17 protein-coding genes are annotated in these 17,007 nt (G+C 71.9%); 1 reads left to right on the top strand and 16 read right to left on the bottom strand.

Translation table 11 applies throughout. From position 1 onward, the window contains the following. Positions 1–113: 113 nt before the first annotated feature. Positions 114–722 (bottom strand): GNAT family N-acetyltransferase, encoded by a 609-nt coding sequence (locus Sdagh_RS01820; RefSeq protein ID WP_190009750.1) that lies wholly within the window; start codon positions 720–722, stop codon positions 114–116. Between the two features lie 79 nt (positions 723–801). Here Sdagh_RS01820 and Sdagh_RS01815 point away from each other — a divergent pair, with 79 nt between their 5' ends. After that, complete coding sequence (locus Sdagh_RS01815) at positions 802–1,806, top strand: RluA family pseudouridine synthase (RefSeq protein ID WP_190078417.1); 1,005 nt, start codon at positions 802–804, stop codon at positions 1,804–1,806. A gap of 15 nt (positions 1,807–1,821) precedes the next feature. On the opposite strand, the gene Sdagh_RS01810 is transcribed toward Sdagh_RS01815, so the two are convergent. The 15 genes from Sdagh_RS01810 to pafA form a co-directional block, all read right to left on the bottom strand. Beyond that, on the bottom strand, positions 1,822–3,318 hold the full coding sequence (locus Sdagh_RS01810; protein WP_189418705.1) for a cytochrome P450: 1,497 nt from the start codon (positions 3,316–3,318) through the stop codon (positions 1,822–1,824). Between the two features lie 58 nt (positions 3,319–3,376). After that, on the bottom strand, positions 3,377–3,997 hold the full coding sequence (locus tag Sdagh_RS01805; protein ID WP_189418704.1) for a GTP-binding protein: 621 nt from the start codon (positions 3,995–3,997) through the stop codon (positions 3,377–3,379). Further along, complete coding sequence (locus Sdagh_RS01800; RefSeq protein WP_190078416.1) at positions 3,978–4,394, bottom strand: DUF742 domain-containing protein; 417 nt, start codon at positions 4,392–4,394, stop codon at positions 3,978–3,980. The genes Sdagh_RS01805 and Sdagh_RS01800 overlap by 20 nt, the downstream gene beginning before the upstream one ends. After that, the gene (locus Sdagh_RS01795) at positions 4,391–4,768 is read right to left on the bottom strand and encodes a roadblock/LC7 domain-containing protein (RefSeq protein ID WP_370594959.1); all 378 of its coding nucleotides are present in this window, start codon (positions 4,766–4,768) and stop codon (positions 4,391–4,393) included. The genes Sdagh_RS01800 and Sdagh_RS01795 overlap by 4 nt, the downstream gene beginning before the upstream one ends. Positions 4,769–4,794: 26 nt before the next feature. Then, complete coding sequence (locus Sdagh_RS01790; protein ID WP_190078415.1) at positions 4,795–6,423, bottom strand: sensor histidine kinase; 1,629 nt, start codon at positions 6,421–6,423, stop codon at positions 4,795–4,797. Between the two features lie 371 nt (positions 6,424–6,794). Then, complete coding sequence (locus Sdagh_RS01785) at positions 6,795–9,647, bottom strand: DEAD/DEAH box helicase (protein WP_190078414.1); 2,853 nt, start codon at positions 9,645–9,647, stop codon at positions 6,795–6,797. A 120-nt stretch (positions 9,648–9,767) separates the two neighbouring features. Continuing rightward, the gene (gene tatC / locus Sdagh_RS01780) at positions 9,768–10,715 is read right to left on the bottom strand and encodes a twin-arginine translocase subunit TatC (protein ID WP_189418695.1); all 948 of its coding nucleotides are present in this window, start codon (positions 10,713–10,715) and stop codon (positions 9,768–9,770) included. Between the two features lie 48 nt (positions 10,716–10,763). Further along, a complete protein-coding gene (tatA, locus tag Sdagh_RS01775) occupies positions 10,764–11,048 on the bottom strand; it encodes a Sec-independent protein translocase subunit TatA (RefSeq protein ID WP_189418692.1) in 285 nt (94 codons plus the stop codon). Positions 11,049–11,339: 291 nt separating this feature from the next. Next, a complete protein-coding gene (locus Sdagh_RS01770; RefSeq protein WP_189418690.1) occupies positions 11,340–11,534 on the bottom strand; it encodes a hypothetical protein in 195 nt (64 codons plus the stop codon). Positions 11,535–11,567: 33 nt separating this feature from the next. Beyond that, entirely contained in the window at positions 11,568–11,879 is a 312-nt protein-coding gene (locus Sdagh_RS01765; protein ID WP_189418688.1) for a hypothetical protein, read from the bottom strand. Next, a complete protein-coding gene (locus tag Sdagh_RS01760; RefSeq protein WP_189418686.1) occupies positions 11,876–12,934 on the bottom strand; it encodes a helix-turn-helix transcriptional regulator in 1,059 nt (352 codons plus the stop codon). The genes Sdagh_RS01765 and Sdagh_RS01760 overlap by 4 nt, the downstream gene beginning before the upstream one ends. 18 nt (positions 12,935–12,952) lie before the next feature. Beyond that, positions 12,953–13,930 (bottom strand): helix-turn-helix transcriptional regulator, encoded by a 978-nt coding sequence (locus Sdagh_RS01755; RefSeq protein ID WP_189418684.1) that lies wholly within the window; start codon positions 13,928–13,930, stop codon positions 12,953–12,955. Between the two features lie 154 nt (positions 13,931–14,084). Then, complete coding sequence (locus tag Sdagh_RS01750; RefSeq protein ID WP_189418682.1) at positions 14,085–14,456, bottom strand: FKBP-type peptidyl-prolyl cis-trans isomerase; 372 nt, start codon at positions 14,454–14,456, stop codon at positions 14,085–14,087. Positions 14,457–14,516: 60 nt separating this feature from the next. Further along, positions 14,517–15,512, bottom strand: coding sequence for an FKBP-type peptidyl-prolyl cis-trans isomerase (locus Sdagh_RS01745; protein ID WP_189418680.1), 996 nt, complete (start codon positions 15,510–15,512; stop codon positions 14,517–14,519). 132 nt (positions 15,513–15,644) lie between these two features. After that, positions 15,645–17,006: a Pup--protein ligase gene (pafA, locus tag Sdagh_RS01740; RefSeq protein ID WP_190078413.1), complete on the bottom strand. Its 1,362-nt coding sequence runs from the start codon at positions 17,004–17,006 to the stop codon at positions 15,645–15,647. Position 17,007: the final 1 nt, after the last annotated feature.

Genomic DNA, 17,007 nt, shown 5'->3' with positions numbered 1-17,007 from the left:
CACAGGGGCGAGGCACTCGGCGCCGGCCCGGCTGGCCCACGCCCGCACCTCGGCCGGCCGGCCCGGTGGCGTCGCGCGGACGGGCGCTCGGTCCCCTTCCTGGCCTGCCGGGCTCACTGCCCTCCCGGCCGGGCCCGGTCTCCGTCCCCTCGCAGGCGGGCGTGCAGATGCATGTCGTGCCAGCCGTCGGCGTGCAGCAGCGCGCCGCGCTTGATCCCCTCGGCGGCGAACCCGGCACGTTCCGCGACCCGGCAGGACGCCACGTTCGCGACGGCGTGGCTCAGCTCCAGCCGGTGGAAGCCGACCTCGTCCAGTGCCCAGCGGGCGAGTGCCGTCGCGGCCCGCGCGGCGACCCCCTGCCGCCGGGCCGCCGCCACGGTCCAGTAGGCCACCTCGGCCACCCCGTCGGCGAGCACGATCTCGCGCAGGGCCACCCGGCCGAGCAGCCGGCCGCCGGCCGCGTCGACGACGGCCCACTGCGCGTTCCGCTCCCCCGCCCACCCTCGCTGCCACTCGGCGATCCAGCCGCGCACCTCGTCCACGGAGTCGGCGGCCCGGAGGTGCCACTGGCGCATCACCGGGTCCTGGAAGGCGTCGAAGACCGCCGGGGCGTCCTCCTCCCGCCAGGGCCGCAGCGAGAGTCCGTCGCCGGTGGCGAGGGTGGGCTGGACGGTACGGCACAGGGTTCCGGCCGCCAGGACCGGTCGCGTCAGGTAGGGCATGCCCGGCATCCTGGCAGCGGGCCGCGCCGCCGGACAGCGGTTTTCCGGCGCCCGGCGCGGCCTCGTACCCTGGCCGACGATGAGACGCCGCACCCCGCCACCGCCCTCCCCGCTCCCCCAGCGCGACGGGGTCGACCCGGTACGCGTGCGGCTGCCCGCCGAGGGCCCCTGGGCCACGGTCCGCGATTATCTCGCCGAACGGCTCTCCGGCGCCCCCGAGGGGACGGTCGCGGAGCTGTTCGACGCGGGCCTGGTGGTCGGCGCCGACGGCCGGCCGGTGCCGGCCGACGCCCCGTACCGGCCCGGTGCGTACGTCTGGTTCCACCGCCGGCTGCCTCCCGAGGTCCCGGTCCCCTTCCCGCTCCTCGTCCACTACCGCGACGAGCACATCGTGGTCGCCGACAAGCCGCACTTCCTGGCCACCACCCCCCGCGGCGGACACGTCACGCAGACGGCCCTGGCCCGGCTGCGCCGGGAGCTGGGCGTCCCGACGCTCACCGCCGCGCACCGCCTGGACCGGCTCACCGCCGGCCTGGTCCTGTTCACCGTGCGCCCCGCGGAGCGCGGCGCCTACCAGACTCTCTTCCGCGACCGCCGGGTCCACAAGACGTACGAGGCCGTCGCCCCGTACGATCCCGCCCTCCCCCTGCCCCGCACCGTGCGGAGCCGGATCGTGAAGGAACGCGGGGTGCTCACCGCCCGCGAGACCGAGGGCGAACCGAACGCCGTCAGCCGCGTCGAGCTGCTCGACCACCGCCCGGGACCCGTGCCCGGCCCGGCGCTGCCCCCGGGGCCCGGGGCGACGCCGGACCCCGCACTCGCCCGGTACCGGCTGACCCCCGCCACCGGGCAGACCCACCAGCTCCGCGTCCACATGGCCGCCCTCGGCGTCCCGATCCTCGGTGACCCGCTCTACCCCGAGGTCACCGGCCCGGTCCCGGCCGGTGACTTCCGGCGCCCGCTCCAGCTCCTCGCCCGCGAACTGGCGTTCACCGACCCGCTCACCGGCCGCGAGCACCGCTTCCGCAGTACCCGCGCCCTCGCCGCCTGGACCTCCTACCCGGACTGGGCCGCCGGCCGGTGACGGGACCGGCCGCGGTCAGTACCCACGCCACCAGCGCACCAGACGCCGCCACGCACCGAGCGGACGGGGCGGCTCCGCGACGGCGCCGGGCCCGGCAGGACCCGCGACGGGCGGCACCGGCGGTGTGACGACGGGCGACGGCTGCGAGTCCCCCACCGGCAGCGGCAGCGGAGGGCCGACGTGCCAGCCGGTCCGCTGCGCCCCGGCCGGGGCGTGACTCGGCGCCTGCGTCACATCCTGGGGCGGTTTGGGCTCGAACCGCACCGGCAGCTCCACCAGGTGCCGGGAGGCGATCGAGGACCGCCAGCGCAGCTCGTCCTCGTCGCAGTCGAGCTGGACGTCCGGCAGCCGCATCAGCAGCGCGTCGACCCCGGAGTCGGCGATGGCACGGCCGATGTCCTGACCGGGGCACTCGTGCGGGCCGCCGCCGAAGGCCAGGTGGGAACGGTTGCCCTGCATGTTGGCGGACAGGTCGGGCCGGATGCGCGGGTCCACGTTGCCCGGCGCGATGCCGAGCAGCAGACCGTCGCCGGCCCGGATGCGCTGGCCGCCCAGCTCCGTCTCCTGCTTGGCGAAGTACGCGAAGATCGTGCTGAACGGCGGCTCGTCCCACAGGGACTGCTCCACCGCCTCGGGCACCGTCATCTGGCCGCCGCTGAGCTGGGCGCGGAACCCCGGGTCGGTCAGGACCACGCGCAGCACGTTGGAGATGAGGTTCGCCGTGTTCTCGTAGGCGGCGAACAGGATCAGCCGCAGGTGCTCCCGGACCTCGTCCTCGGTCAGCTCGGCCGGGTGGCTGAGGAGGTGGCTGGTGAGGTCCTCGCCGGGCTCGGCGCGCCGGCGCGCGGTGTGCCGGCCGAGGACCTCCATGACGTGGGTGTGGCTGGCGATGGCGGTGTCGGTGCCCTTGAGCGCGTCGCGGGCGGCCTCCACCAGCCGGTCGTCGTACTCGTCCGGCATGCCGAGGATCTCGCACATCACCGCCATCGGCAGATGCTCGGCGAACTGGCCGACCAGGTCGGCCCGGCCCTCCTCGCAGAACCGGTTGACCAGCCGCTGGGTGTGCCGCCTGATATGCCGGCGCAGGCTGCGGAAGTCGATCGTGGAGATGGCGCCGGAGACCGCGCCGCGCAGCCGCTTGTGCTCGTCGCCCTCGACGTGGGAGGCGATGGGCTGCCAGGCGATGTGCGGCATCAGGGGGTGATCGGGCTTGACCATGCCCTCCTTCCACGGCGTCCAGATCCGGCTGTCCCGGCAGAACTGCGCGGGCGTGCTCACCATGTGCAGGTTCTCGGCGTGCCCGAGGACCACCCACACCGGCACGTCGTCGTGGATCAGCGCGGGCGCCACCGGCCCGTGCTGGTCCCGCAGCCGCTCGTACAGCTCGTCCAGGTCCTCGGACTCGTGGAGCCGGTGCAGCCCGCCGGGTCCGAGGCCATGCGCGGGGCAGCCGGGGGGCGGACCGGGCGCGGGCTCGCCCGTTCCGGTCAGGGAGTGGGTTTCAGACGTCACAGTGGTCGCTCCGGGACTGAAGGTGGGGCAGGTGAGTGGGGCCGGCGGGCGGCGGCGGTCAGGTGAGCGCGCCCGTCATGGCGAGGGAGTGCAGGAAGCGCATCAGGGTCATCAGGACGTCGCGGCTGGAGGCCCTGCGGCGCACGTCGCACTCCATGATCGGGATCTCCTCGGCGAGGTCGAGGGCCGTGCGCAGCTCGGACAGCGGGTAACGGGGAGCGTCCGGGAAGGAGTTGACGGCGACCACGAACGGCACCCCGCGTTCCTCCAGCCGCCCCATCACGTCGAAGCTGACCTCCAGCCGGCGGGTGTCGACCAGCACCACCGCGCCGAGGGCCCCCTCGAACAGCCCGTTCCACAGGAACCAGAACCGCTCCTGGCCAGGGGTGCCGAACAGGTACAGCACGAGCTGGTCGGTGATGCTGATGCGGCCGAAGTCCATGGCGACGGTGGTCGCCGTCTTGGAGGGGGACCCGTAGTTGTCGTCGACACCGATGCCGGCCTGGGTCATGGTCTCTTCGGTGGTCAGCGGTTTGATCTCGCTGACCGACCCGACCATGGTGGTCTTGCCGACGCCGAAGCCGCCCGCGATGACGATCTTCACGGCGGCCTCGGCGGTGTGCGGAAGCCGGTCCTCCGTCCGCGGGCCGGGAATGGTGTCAGAGTCTTTGAAGTCCATGCATCACCGCTTCGAGGAGGGATCGGTCGGCGACCTTCTGCCGGACGATCGGGGCGCGGGCCTGTACCAGTTCCGCGGCCAGCATCTCGGTGAGCAGGACGGTCACCACGCTGAACGGCAGGCTCAGGTAGGCCGAGAGTTCCGCCACGGACAGGGGCGCGACGCAGAGCCGGAGCAGGGCGGCCTGCTCGGGAGTGGCCGACGCCGGCGGTTCGGTACGCGCCACGATCAGCGTGACCAGGTCGATGTCCGCGCGCTCCCCGCCCGCCTCACCGCCGATGACGAAGAGCCGCTCGGGATTGCCCGTGGGATTCCCCGGGACGGGGGCCCTCTCCACGGGGGGCCGGCCCGACGGGTCCTGGGCGGGGAATCGCCTCTGGCGCTGGGGAGGCGTCATACGGTCTGCCCGTTGCGCCGCGCGGGGCTGGTCAGGTGGGGGCCGATGCGGGCGACCAGGTCCTGCATGCGGTTGCTCATCCGGCCGGGCTCGCACGTGATGTCGGAGAGCACCGCGAGATAGGCGTTGGGTCCCGCGGCCATGAGGTAGAAGTAGCCGCCGTTGATCTCGATGACGACCAGTTTCATCCGGCCGTCGCTGCCCGGAATCTCGTGGGCCACCGCGCCGGCCAGGCTCTGGAGTCCGGCGCAGGCGGCGGCCACCCGGTCGGCGGCGTCCGGGTCGCCGGAGTAGCGGGCGATGCGCAGGCCGTCGGCGGAGAGCACCACGATCATCTCGATGCCCGGCACACCGTCGTAGAGATCCCTGAGCATCCAGTCGAACTTGCCTTGCTGCTCGATCACTTGAGGTCTCCCTTGTCGTCGGCCGGGGCGTGGGCCGGCTCATGGGGCGGCTGGGACTGGGTGCACGCGTCGGGGGCGGGGCCGCTCTTGAGTCCCTCCCAGAACGCCTCGACCCACATCCCCGGCGGCGGCTCCTCTTTCTCGTCCTTCTCCGGCTCCGGCTGCGACGCGGGTGCCGCCCAGCGGGCGTCGCGGGCGCGTTCGGCGGCCTCGCGGGCCTCGCGCTCGGCTTCCTGCCGCTCGTAGGCGGCCTGTTCGGCGAGGCGCTGGCTGAGCGGCATCTTGACGCGGCTGCGGCGCTGCGGCAGGCCGCCCGCCGTCCACTCGGTCACCTCGGGAACGTCGTCCTCCAGGGAGACGGTGGCCGGGATGCGCGGGCTGGTGGGGCGGCGCTTCTTGGGCTTGCGGGCGGGGCCGGGGAGCGCGTCCGGGCCGGGCATCGGGATGGACGTGGCGCCGATGCCGTGGGCGAGTCCGACGCCGGGCTCGGTGGTCATCATGGTGCTCGGCACGACGAGGATGGCGCGGACGCCGCCGTAGGCGGAGGCGCGCAGTGAGACCTGCATGTTGTACGTCGTGCAGAGGCGTCCGACGACGGACAGGCCGAGGCGCGGGTTGCCCGCGAGGTCCTGGAGGTCGGTGCCGCGCTTGGCCGCCTCCAGCATGCCCTCGATGCGCAGCCGGGACTCCTCGCTGAGGTTGACGCCGGCGTCCTCGATCTCGATGGCGACCCCGGTCTGCACCTCGGTCGCGGTGACGTTGACCTTGGTGTTCGGCGGGGAGTAGCGGGTGGCGTTGTCGAGCAGCTCCGCCGCGGCGTGGATGACCGGCTCGACCGCGGTGCCCTTGATGTTGACCTTGGCGATGGAGGCCAGGTGGATGCGGCGGTACTCCAGGATGCGGGACATGGCGCCGCGCAGCACGCTGTACAGCGCGACCGGCTGGGGCCACTGACGGCCGGGGCGGCCGCCGCCGAGGACGGAGACGGAGTCGGCGAGGCGGCCGATCAGCGCGGTGCCGTGGTCGATGCGCAGGAGGTCGTCGAAGACCTCGGGGTTGCGGCCGTGGTCCTCCTCCATCTCCCGCAGTTCCTTGTTCTGCTGGTGGACGATGGCCTGGACGCGGCGGGCGACGTCGACGAAGGAGCGGGCGGCCGAGTCGCGCAGCGCCTCCTCGTGGTCGATGATCTCGATCACCATGCGGATCAGCCGCCGCTGCGGCTCGTGCAGGTCGGCGCAGGACGGGTCGAGGTCCCCGAGGTGGAGCATCACCTCGCGCGGGGTGTTCCCGCGCCGCATGTAGTGCAGCGCGGCCGGCAGAACCTCGTCGACGAGGCGGGCCATCTCCTCGTCGTGCCCGGCGATCCGCCGCTCCAGATACGCGGAGTGACGGGCGTGCTCGGCGCGCGCGACCCGCAGGGCGCGGCCCCGGCGGACCGCCTCCGCGCCCGTCACAATCACCAGGAAGGTGGCCAGAGCGCCGCACAGGCCGACCGCGGTCCGGGCCGGCTCCGTCACCACGGCGACGGCGGCCCCGGTCGCCGCCGCCATCAGTATGGCCGGCAGCAACAAAACGCGTGCGTAGGGAAGTTGGCGGTGACCGGGAGGGGATTCAACACTCACCATGTAGGGCCCTCTGAGAACGAATCGGCGGGGACGGGGAAGCAGGCAGGGGGGTATGGCAGGGAATGGTCGGCAACATCGGAACATTGGGAACAAACGCGCGAATTCACCTCAACTCGGCGCGCTGCGGGCGAGCTTAGTCCGGGCGGGTCAACGTCGTGTCATATTCGGCAAGCACCTGAAACGGCACCGGGACGGGAGTAGCCTCAGTCCCATTTGCACGCTGCGGAGCTGTCCGAACACGTAAAGTATCCGCGCACGAGCATGCGATTGTCACTCACTGTAACGAGTGAAGCGTTGGTCCCGGACAGGACGAAGGCGCCCGAGCGGCTCTCGCTCGGGCGCCTTCGTGGAGGCCGTACGGCCGGTGGTCGCTACCCCACGGACGAGTAGGCGACGACGCCCCGCAGCAGCCCTTCGACGGCCTTGCGGGCGTTCTTCGGCACCGTCGAGCCGTCCCCGGGCGCGGCGGCGGCGATCTGGCCGAGGACGTCGATCACCTGCTTGCACCAGCGCACGAAGTCACCGGCCGGCATCTCCGCCTCCCGCAGCACCTCGTCGAGGCCCCTGCCGGACGCCCACATGTACGCGGCCCAGGCGAACCCGAGATCCGGCTCGCGCTGCCCGACCCCTTCGGTCTGGCTGATCCGGAACTCCTCCTCCAGGGCGTCGAGACGCCCCCAGATGCGGACCGTCTCGCCGAGCGCCGCCTTCGCCCTGCCCGAGGGCACCTTGGGCGCCATCGCGTCGTCGGCCGCCCGGGACTCGAACACCAGGGCCGAGACGCAGGCGGCCAGCTCGGCCGGGCCCAGGCCCTCCCAGACGCCCTCACGCAGGCACTCGCTGGCCAGCAGGTCGAGCTCGCCGTAGAGCCGGGCGAGCCGCTTGCCGTGTTCGGTGACCTCGTCGCCGCGGAGGTAGTCCAGCTCCGTCAGCAGGGCCACGATCCGGTCGAAGGTACGCGCGATGGTGTTGGTGCGGCCCTCGATCCGGTGCTCCAGCTGCGCGGTGTCACGCCGCAGCCGGTGGTAGCGCTCCGCCCAGCGGGCGTGGTCCTCACGGTCGTCGCAGCCGTGGCAGGGGTGCGCCCGGATCGCCTTGCGCAGCCGGGCGATCTCCCGGTCGTCGGCCGCCTGGGACCGCTTCTTGCGGGCCCGCTCCGGCGGGATGTGCCCGGCCTTGGTCCGCAGAGCGGAGGCGAGGTCCCGCCGGGACTGCGGCGAGCGCGGATTGAACGTCCTGGGGATGCGCATCCGCTCCAGCGGCTCCACGGGCACCGGGAAGTCGATCGACGCCAGCCGCTTGACCTGGCGCTCCGCGGTCAGCACCAGGGGACGCGGCCCGTCGTGGTGCTCGAAGCCGCGGTGCCCGTTGGACCGCCCGGCGGCCAGGCCGGGATCGAGCACCAGGGCGAGACCCGCGTACTTGCCGGTCGGGACGTGGATCACGTCGCCCGGCTTGAGCTTCTCCAGGGCGACGGCGGCCTCCGCGCGCCGCTGCGCGACCCCCTGCCGGGCCAGCTCGGTCTCCCGGTCCTTCAGTTCGCGGCGCAGCCGCGCGTACTCCTCGAAGTCACCGAGGTGGCAGGTCATGGAGGCCTTGTAGCCCTCCAGCCCCTCCTCGTTGCGCTGCACCTGCCGGGAGATGCCGACGACCGACCTGTCCGCCTGGAACTGGGCGAAGGAGGTCTCCAGCAGTTCCCGGGAGCGGTGCCGGCCGAACTGCTCGACCAGGTTGACCGCCATGTTGTACGACGGCTTGAAGCTGGAGCGCAGCGGGTAGGTGCGGGTGCCCGCGAGCCCCGCGAGGTGCTCCGGGTTCATGCCCCGCTGCCACAGCACCACGGCGTGGCCCTCGACGTCGATGCCACGGCGGCCGGCCCGGCCGGTGAGCTGGGTGAACTCGCCGGGGGTGATGTCGGCGTGCTGCTCGCCGTTCCACTTGACGAGCTTCTCCAGCACCACCGAGCGGGCGGGCATGTTGATCCCGAGGGCGAGGGTCTCGGTGGCGAAGACGGCCTTGACCAGGCCGCGCACGAACAGCTCCTCGACGACCTCCTTGAAGGTCGGCAGCATGCCCGCGTGGTGGGCGGCGATGCCGCGCTCCAGGCCCTCCAGCCACTCGTAGTAGCCCAGGACGTGCAGGTCCTCGGCGGGGATGGAGGCGGTGCGCTCCTCGACCAGGGCGCGTACGCGCTGCCGGGCGTCGTCGTTGTTGAGCCGCAGCCCGGCGTGCAGGCACTGCTGGACGGCGGACTCGCAGCCGGCGCGGCTGAAGATGAAGGTGATCGCGGGCAGCAGGCCCTCGCTGTCGAGCCGCTCGATGACCTCGGGCCGGCCCGGCGTCCAGATCCGGGTGCGCTGCCTGCGCTCCCGCTCCCGGTCGGCCTCCCGCATGTGCCGTCCCCGCCTGCGGTCCTGGTAAGAGGGCCGGCTCGCTTCCAGGCGGGCCATGCGCGTCAAATCCGGGTTGACGGCCCGCTTGCGGTCCTCGCCCTCCTCGAACAGGTCGTACATCCGGCGTCCGGCCAGGACGTGCTGGAAGAGCGGCACGGGCCGGTGCTCGGAGACGATCACCTCGGTGTCCCCGCGGACGGTGTCGAGCCAGTCCCCGAACTCCTCGGCGTTGGAGACCGTCGCCGACAGCGACACCAGGGTCACCGACTCGGGGAGGTGGATGATCACTTCCTCCCAGACGGCGCCGCGGAAGCGGTCGGAGAGGTAGTGCACCTCGTCCATGACCACGTAGCCGAGGCCGGTGAGGGTCTGGGAGCCCGCGTACAGCATGTTCCGCAGGACCTCGGTGGTCATGACGACCACCGGGGCTCCCGAGTTCACGCTGTTGTCGCCGGTGAGCAGGCCCACCTTGTCGTTGCCGTAGCGGCGGCACAGGTCGGCGTACTTCTGGTTGGAGAGCGCCTTGATGGGCGTCGTGTAGAAGCACTTCCTGCCCTGCTCCAGGGCGAGGTGGACGGCGAACTCGCCGACGATCGTCTTGCCCGAGCCGGTGGGCGCGGCCACGAGTACGCCCTTGCCCGCCTCCAGCGCCTGGCAGGCCTCGATCTGGAAGGGGTCGAGGCCGAAGTCGTACATCTGGCGGAAGGCGCCGAGCGCGGTGGCCTGCTCGGCGGCGCGCCTGCGGGCCGCCGCGTACCGCTCGGCCGGTGAGAGATCCTCTGTCATCGTGCTTTCGAGCGTACCGGGCCGCACCGACAACAGGACGATCATTATCCGGATCGGGGCCCGGCCGAGCGGCGTCGTCGCAGCTCACGGGCGCGCACCGGGCGACCCGCGCCCGGCAGCGGGCGCGGCGCGGGCCCGGCAGCGGGCGCGGCGCGCGGGCCCGGCTCAGGTCACGTCGTCGTAGCCGTTCACCCGGTCCGTGCGGGACTGCTCGGGCAGGGCCGGGCTGGTGGTGACGGGCTCGATCTCGCCGATGTCCTCGGGGGTGAGGTCCAGCTCGGACGCCTCGTCGTCGTCGGGGCCCAGGGCCTCCCGACGGCGCCGGCGGCGGTCGTTCAGCAGGGAGAAGGCCACGGCCGCGAAGTAGAGCACCCAGATCGGCCCGGCCAGCAGCACCATGGTCAGCGGGTCGGTGCTCGGCGTGGCGATGGCCGCGAAGAGGGTGATGCCCATGATCATCCCGCGCCACCAGCCGGCCATCCGCTTGCCGGTGAGCACACCCGTGAGGTTGAGGAAGACCAGGAGCAGTGGGAGCTCGAAGGAGAGCCCGAAGACGAGCACCATGCGCAGGACGAGGTCGAGCAGGTCGTCCAGCGGCAGCAGGTTGGTCGTGCCGCCCGGGGTGAAGTCGAGCAGGACCTCCGCCGTGGTGGGGAGGACGTTGTACGCGAAATAGGCGCCGACGAGGAACAGCGGGGCGCCGGTGCCGACGAAGGCGTAGGCGTACTTCTTCTCGTGCCGGTGCAGTCCGGGCGCGACGAAGGCCCACAGCTGGTACAGCCAGACCGGGGAGGCGAACACGACGCCGGCCATCAGGGACACCTTCAGCGCCAGGGTGAAGGGCGTGAGCAGACCGTTGATGGTGATCGACGCGCAGGGCTTGTCCGAGGTGGACCTCGCCAACTGCTCGAACGTCTTCTCACAGCCGACGGAGTCGAGGATCGGCCGGGTGAGGAGATTGATGATGTCGTTGTAGAAGAAGGCGGCGACGACGGTGATGGCGACGATCGCCAGCAGGGCCTTCGCGAGCCGGTTGCGAAGCTCACGCAGGTGCTCCGCGAGGGGCATCCGCCCCTCGGGATCCCTCTCCTTGTTGCGGGCAGACTTCAGCAACCCACGTTCCCATCTCGTGCGGGCGGGCCGGAGGTCACCGGCCCCGCGTCAGCGCTTGGTCGTGTCCGTCGGCTCGGTGACCGGGCGGGAGCTGGTGACGTCGCCCGGGGCGGCCTGGATGGTGCGCTGCGAAGCGGCCTGCTCACCGGTGGCCGGCGGGTCGGCGGGGGCGGCGGACTTGTTGTCGTCCTTCATCGCCTTGGCCTCGCTCTTGAGGATGCGCGCGGACTTGCCGAGCGAACGCGCCATGTCGGGAAGCTTCTTCGCGCCGAACAGCAGGATGATGACGACGAGGATGAGAATGATCTCGGGGGCGCCGAGCCTTCCGAACATAAGTCTTTACCTTCTCACCGAGGCGGCTGGGTGGGGGTGCTGTCCGGCCGGCCGGACTTGTGTCCGAACGGCCGTGTTGTGCAGCGATCGTAACGCTCAGGGGTAAACGTGAGGCAATCCCTGTGCGTACTCCCGTCCGCGACCGGGCCTCGTTTTCCGGTCCGCGACCAGCAGCGTACCTGCCCCCTCCGGCGGGACGACAGGGCGAAGCGGCCCAAAACGCAAGTCACAGGAGTCCGCTGCGGGACTCACAGGCGCTCCACAACCCGCCGGTGGTGTCCGCCGTGCCGGTCACAGCGCCTGGGCGGACCGGCCGGCGCGGGCCGCCGCGTGCTCCAGCTCCTCGGCGGCCGTCCCGATCCGGCGGGCCGACTCGGCCACCTGGCGGCCGAGCCGCTGCGCCTCCACGAACACCCGTACGGCGAGCACCCCGAGGACGGCGAGACCCAGGAACCCCATGGCAACCGCGAACATCGGCCAGAACATGCGGCCGAGCCTAGACCGTCCCGCCGCCGCGGTCTAAACGGCCGCCTCGTCCTGGACGGCGGCGTGCAGCCGCAGCGTCCGGACGCCGCCGCCGGTGAGCAGTTCCACGATCCGCTCCCCCGCCGGCTTGCGGACGGTGACGCCGCAGTCCGGGCAGGTGAACGAGTAGAACGTCGTACGGCTCGTGGCGCCGATGGCCAGCCGCAGGGCACCCGCGTCCAGTTCGAACCGGCCCCGGCAGTCCGGGCAGCCCGCGCGGAACACCACCGGCGTCACGCTCCGCATCCCGGCGAACGCGGACGCCACCGTCATGCCCGTCGCCCCGGGCCCCGCCGACTCGCTCAACGTCCCCGCTCCCGCCTGTCGTCTCCGGCGTCTCCCACCCGCACGGCCGGCGGCCCGTACGCGTCCGCCGTACCGCTCTCCTCGTACGCCGCGAGTGCCTCGCGCGCCGCCTGCCGGGCACTGTCCGCCAGGTCGGGCGGGGCGACGATCCGGCCGTCCCGCCCGAGGCGCAGCGCCAGGCGCCGGAGCGAGGCCGGGTCGGGGGTGCGCAGCGTGATGCGCAGACCGCCGTCGGCGAGTTCCTCGGCGCTGTCGTGCGGGTAGTACTCGGCGACCCAGCGTCCCGCCGGGCCGACCTCCACCACGACCTCGGGGTCCTCGGCGGCGGGCTGCACCAGCGCCTGGGACAGGTCCCGCGGCTCGATCTGCGGCGGCTCGGAGGGCTCGTCGAGGATCTTGATCTCGGCGACCCGGTCGAGCCGGAAGGTGCGCCTGGCCTCGGAGCGGCGGCACCACGCCTCTACGTAGGTGTGCCCGACGCTGACCAGGCGGATCGGGTCGATCTCGCGCTCGGTGACCTCGTCGCGGGCCGGTGAGTAGTAGCGGATCCACAGGCGGCGCCGCTCGGAGATCGCCCGGTCGACGTCGGCGAAGACGCCGCCCTCGGACTCGAAGGTGACCGAGAGCCGGGAGCTGGCGCCGGCCGCCTCGCCGGCCGCGGTCTCCACCTTGGCGGTGGCCCGCAACAGCGCCTGCCGGTCGCTCTCGCGCAGGCCGGGCAGGGTGGCCACGGCCCGCGCGGCGACGAGCAGCGCGGTGGCCTCGTCGGCGGCGAGGCGCAGCGGCTCGGCCGCGTCGGCGCCGAGCGCGGCCGGGTTGTGCCACCAGATGCGCTCACCGTCGGTGTCGATGTCGAGCAGGTCACCGCCGCGGAAGCTGGTGCCGCACATGGGGAGCACGTCGAGGTCGGAGACCAGTTCGTCCTCGGTGATGCCGAAGGCGCGGGCCACGTCCTCGATCCGGGCGCCGGGGCGCTCGCGCAGATACGTCACCAGGGAGAGCATCCGCCGGGTCTGGTCGATGGCGTTGACGGGCCTGACCGGTTTGCCTGCCACTGTGTTGTCCGCTCCCCCTCAGCCCTTGGCGACGGCGCGCAGCCGGTCCACCACGTCGGCCCGCAGCTCGGCCGGCTCCAGCACCACCACGTCCGGTCCGAACTCCACCAGCCAGGCGTCCAGTCCGTGCCCGTACGGAATCAACAACTCGTCCCACCCGTCGCCGAGTTCCCGGACGGCGGTGGCCTTCGCCCGCAAGGGGTATCCGGCGTCCGCGCGCAGCCGGATCAGCGCGGAGCGGTCGGCGGTCTCCCCCGCCCAGCTCGCGACGGTCTCGCGGACGGTGACGACGTCCGGCACGGGGGCGGTGAACCGCGCCCCGCGCGAGCGCACCTTGCCGGTGATCCGGGAGAGCCGGAAGACGCGCTCGGCGCCGCGGTCCCGGTCGAACCCGGCGAGGTACCAGTGGCCGCGCCAGCACTCCAGGGCCCACGGCTCGACGTGCCGGGTCTCCGGGCGGGCGGCGGTGGCCTTGCGGTAGTCGAAGACGACCGGACGGCGGTCGCGGCAGGCCAGCATCAGCGGTTCGAAGGCCGCCTCGTGCACGGGGATGCGCGGCTCCAGGGCGCTGTGCGCCTCGTAGGGGTCGACGTCCTCGGGCAGTCCGGCGGCGCGCAGCTTCTGGAGGGCGCCGCTGGCGGCGCCGGCCAGCCTCGCCTGCTGCCAGACCTTGGCGGCCAGCCCGAGGGCGGCGGCCTCCTCGGCGTCCAGGGTGATGGGCGGCAGGCGGTTGCTGTCGCGGCGGGCGAGGTAGCCGATCTCGCCGTCCAGGCTCTCGACGGTCTCGATGACCAGGCCCAGCTCGCGCAGGTCATCCTTGTCCCGCTCGAACATGCGGTTGAAGGCGTCGTCGGAGCCGGGCGAGGTCTGCTCGGGTCCGAACGCCTCGACGTAGGCCTCGATGGACTCGCGCAGCTCGCGCTTGCTGAGCGGCCGGCGGGTGCCGAGCAGACACAGCGCCAGGTTCATCAGCCGCTCGGCCTTGGCAATGGCCATCGACGCCCTTCGCCTCCTTGTGATGCTTACGACCGTGACCGTACCGCCCCGCGGTGGCCTGGCAAAAGCCGAGGGCCCATGCCCGGACGGGCATGGGCCCCGAGGCGGTCACGTCCGATCGCATCCGTACCGATCGGACCCCGACGAGGTCGGATCAGACGCCGAGCAGGTCGACGACGAAGATCAGCGTCTCGCCGGGCTTGATCGCCGGGGTCGGGCTCTGGTTGCCGTAGGCGAGGTGGGCCGGGATGGTCAGCTGGCGACGGCCGCCGACCTTCATGCCCTGCACGCCCTGGTCCCAGCCCTTGATGACCCGGCCGCCGCCCAGCGGGAAGCGGAACGGGGCGCCGCGGTTCCAGCTGGCGTCGAACTCCTCGCCGGTGGAGAAGGCGACACCCACGTAGTGCACGGTGACGGTCTGACCCGCCTGCGCCACGGGTCCGTCGCCCTCCCAGATGTCCTTGATCTCGAGGTCCGCCGGGGGCTCGCCGCCGGGGAAGTCGATCTCGGGCTTGTCGATGCTCACGTCTCTAGCTCCTGCTTGTCTGCGGAAAGGCAACGGGTCCAGTCTTTCATCCCCCGGCCGTCAGAGCTTCGCGAGGATGTCCACGGAGAAGACGAGTGTGGAGTCCTTCTTGATGCCGCTGCCCTCCGGCGGGCTGTCGCCGTACCCGAGGTTCGGCGGGACGACGATGAGGACGCGGCTGCCGACCTTCTTGCCGGTCAGCCCCTGCGACCAGCCCTTGACGACCTGCTGGAGCGAGAACGACGTGAGCTGCTTGCGGCTGTACGTCGAGTCGAACTCCTTGCCGCCGTCCCACAGCACGCCCTTGTACTGCACGAGGACGCTGCTGTCGGCCTCGACCTCGGCGCCGTCGCCCTCGATGACGTAGTTGGCGACGAGTTTCGCGGGCGCCTCGGCGTCGGGCACCTCGATGGAGGGCGCCTTGCCGTCGGTGTCGGTGCCGACCTTGGGCAGCGCGGTGTCGTCCTGGGCGACCTCCTCGCCCTTGGCGGAGCTCGTGGCGTTGTAGCTGTCCTTCAGGTCGAAGACGAACACCAGCGTGTCGTCCTTCTTCACGCCGAGCTGCTCGTTGCCCTGGTCGCCGTAGGCCCAGGTGGGCGGGACGGCGAACTGGACACGGCTGCCGGTCTTCTTGCCGGTCAGCGCGTACCGCCAGCCGTCGATGACGCTGCCCTGGGCGAGCTGGAAGACGAGCGGGCTCTTGGTGTCGTACGAGTTGCCGAGGACCTTGGCGGAGGACCAGATCTGGCCCAGGTAGTCGGCGACCACGAAGTCGTTCTCGGCGACCGGCTTGCCGTTGCCCGCGACGGTCGTCCTGACGGCGAGCTGGCCGGAGGGGTCGCCGCTGCCCTTGGCCACCGTCGGCTTCTCGCCGAACTCCGCGCCCGCGGTGATCGCCGGCAGCGGGCCGTCGACGATCTTGGGGGCCGGCGCGGACGAAGTCGCCGACGCCGAGGGGGAGTCACTGGCCTCGCTCGAATCGCCCCCGTCGTCGCCGCACGCGGCGAGGGTGGTCAGTCCAACGGGTACGGCGATGAGAAGGGAGCGTCGGCGCACAGCGGGGGCCTCGTAATCGGTCGATCTCGGGTGGGTGACGTGCGCGCGCAACTCTACGACGTGGAACGGGCGCCGTACGGAGAACGTACGGCGCCCGTGTGGCGTTCCGGCAATGCGTGCGGACGTCCCGGCTCACATTCCGGCGATCAGCTTCTCCACCCGGTCGTCCACGGAACGGAACGGGTCCTTGCACAACACCGTGCGCTGTGCCTGGTCGTTGAGCTTGAGGTGGACCCAGTCGACCGTGAAATCACGGCGCTGTTCCTGGGCCCGCCGGATGAAGTCGCCGCGCAGCCGGGCCCGAGTGGTCTGCGGCGGGACGGACTTGCCCTCGAAGATCTTCAAGTCGTTGCAGACCCGGGTGGCCTGGCCCTTCTTCTCCAGCAGGTAGTACAGGCCACGACGCCGGTGGATGTCGTGGTAGGCGAGGTCTATCTGCGCGACCCGGGGGTGCGACATGGTCATGTTGTGCTTGGCGCGGTACCGCTCGATGAGCTTGTACTTCATGACCCAGTCGATCTCGGTGCCGATGCGGTCGAGGTCCTCGCTCTCGATCGCGTCCAGGGTGCGGCCCCACAGCTCCAGCACCCGCTCGACGGTGCCGGTGCGGATGCCGCGGCGCTCGCAGAAGTCCACGGCCTTCTCGTAGTACTCCCGCTGCACCTCCAGCGCGGACGCCTCCCGGCCGCTGGCCAGGCGCACCTTGCGCCGTCCGGTGATGTCGTGGCTGACCTCGCGGATCGCCCGGATCGGGTTCTCCAGGGTGAGGTCGCGCATCACCGTGCCGGCCTCGATCATGCGCAGCACCAGGTCGGTGGCGCCGACCTTGAGGAGCATGGTCGTCTCGGACATGTTCGAGTCGCCGACGATGACGTGGAGCCGGCGGTAGCGCTCGGCGTCGGCGTGCGGCTCGTCACGCGTGTTGATGATGGGCCGGGAGCGGGTGGTCGCCGAGGAGACGCCCTCCCAGATGTGCTCGGCCCGCTGGCTGACGCAGTACACGGCGCCGCGCGGCGTCTGGAGCACCTTGCCCGCGCCGCACAGCAGCTGCCTCGTCACCAGGAACGGGATGAGGATGTCCGCGAGCCGGGAGAACTCCCCGTGCCGGGCCACCAGATAGTTCTCGTGGCAGCCGTAGGAGTTGCCCGCCGAATCGGTGTTGTTCTTGAAGAGGTAGACGTCGCCCGCGATTCCTTCCTCGTGCAGGCGTCGTTCGGCGTCGACCAGGAGTCCCTCGAGAATGCGCTCACCCGCCTTGTCGTGGGTGACGAGCTCGGTGACGTTGTCACATTCGGGTGTGGCGTATTCCGGGTGTGATCCGACATCGAGGTAGAGGCGGGCGCCGTTGCGCAGAAAGACATTGCTGCTGCGGCCCCATGACACGACACGGCGGAAGAGGTACCGCGCCACCTCGTCAGGCGACAGGCGGCGCTGTCCCCTGAACGTGCACGTGACGCCGTACTCGTTCTCCAGCCCGAAAATGCGGCGGTCCATG

The organism is Streptomyces daghestanicus (assembly GCF_020521275.1).
In the GTDB taxonomy this organism is placed as follows: Bacteria; Actinomycetota; Actinomycetes; order Streptomycetales; family Streptomycetaceae; genus Streptomyces; species Streptomyces griseoviridis.
This window is presented reverse-complemented; position numbering and strand designations above follow the sequence as displayed.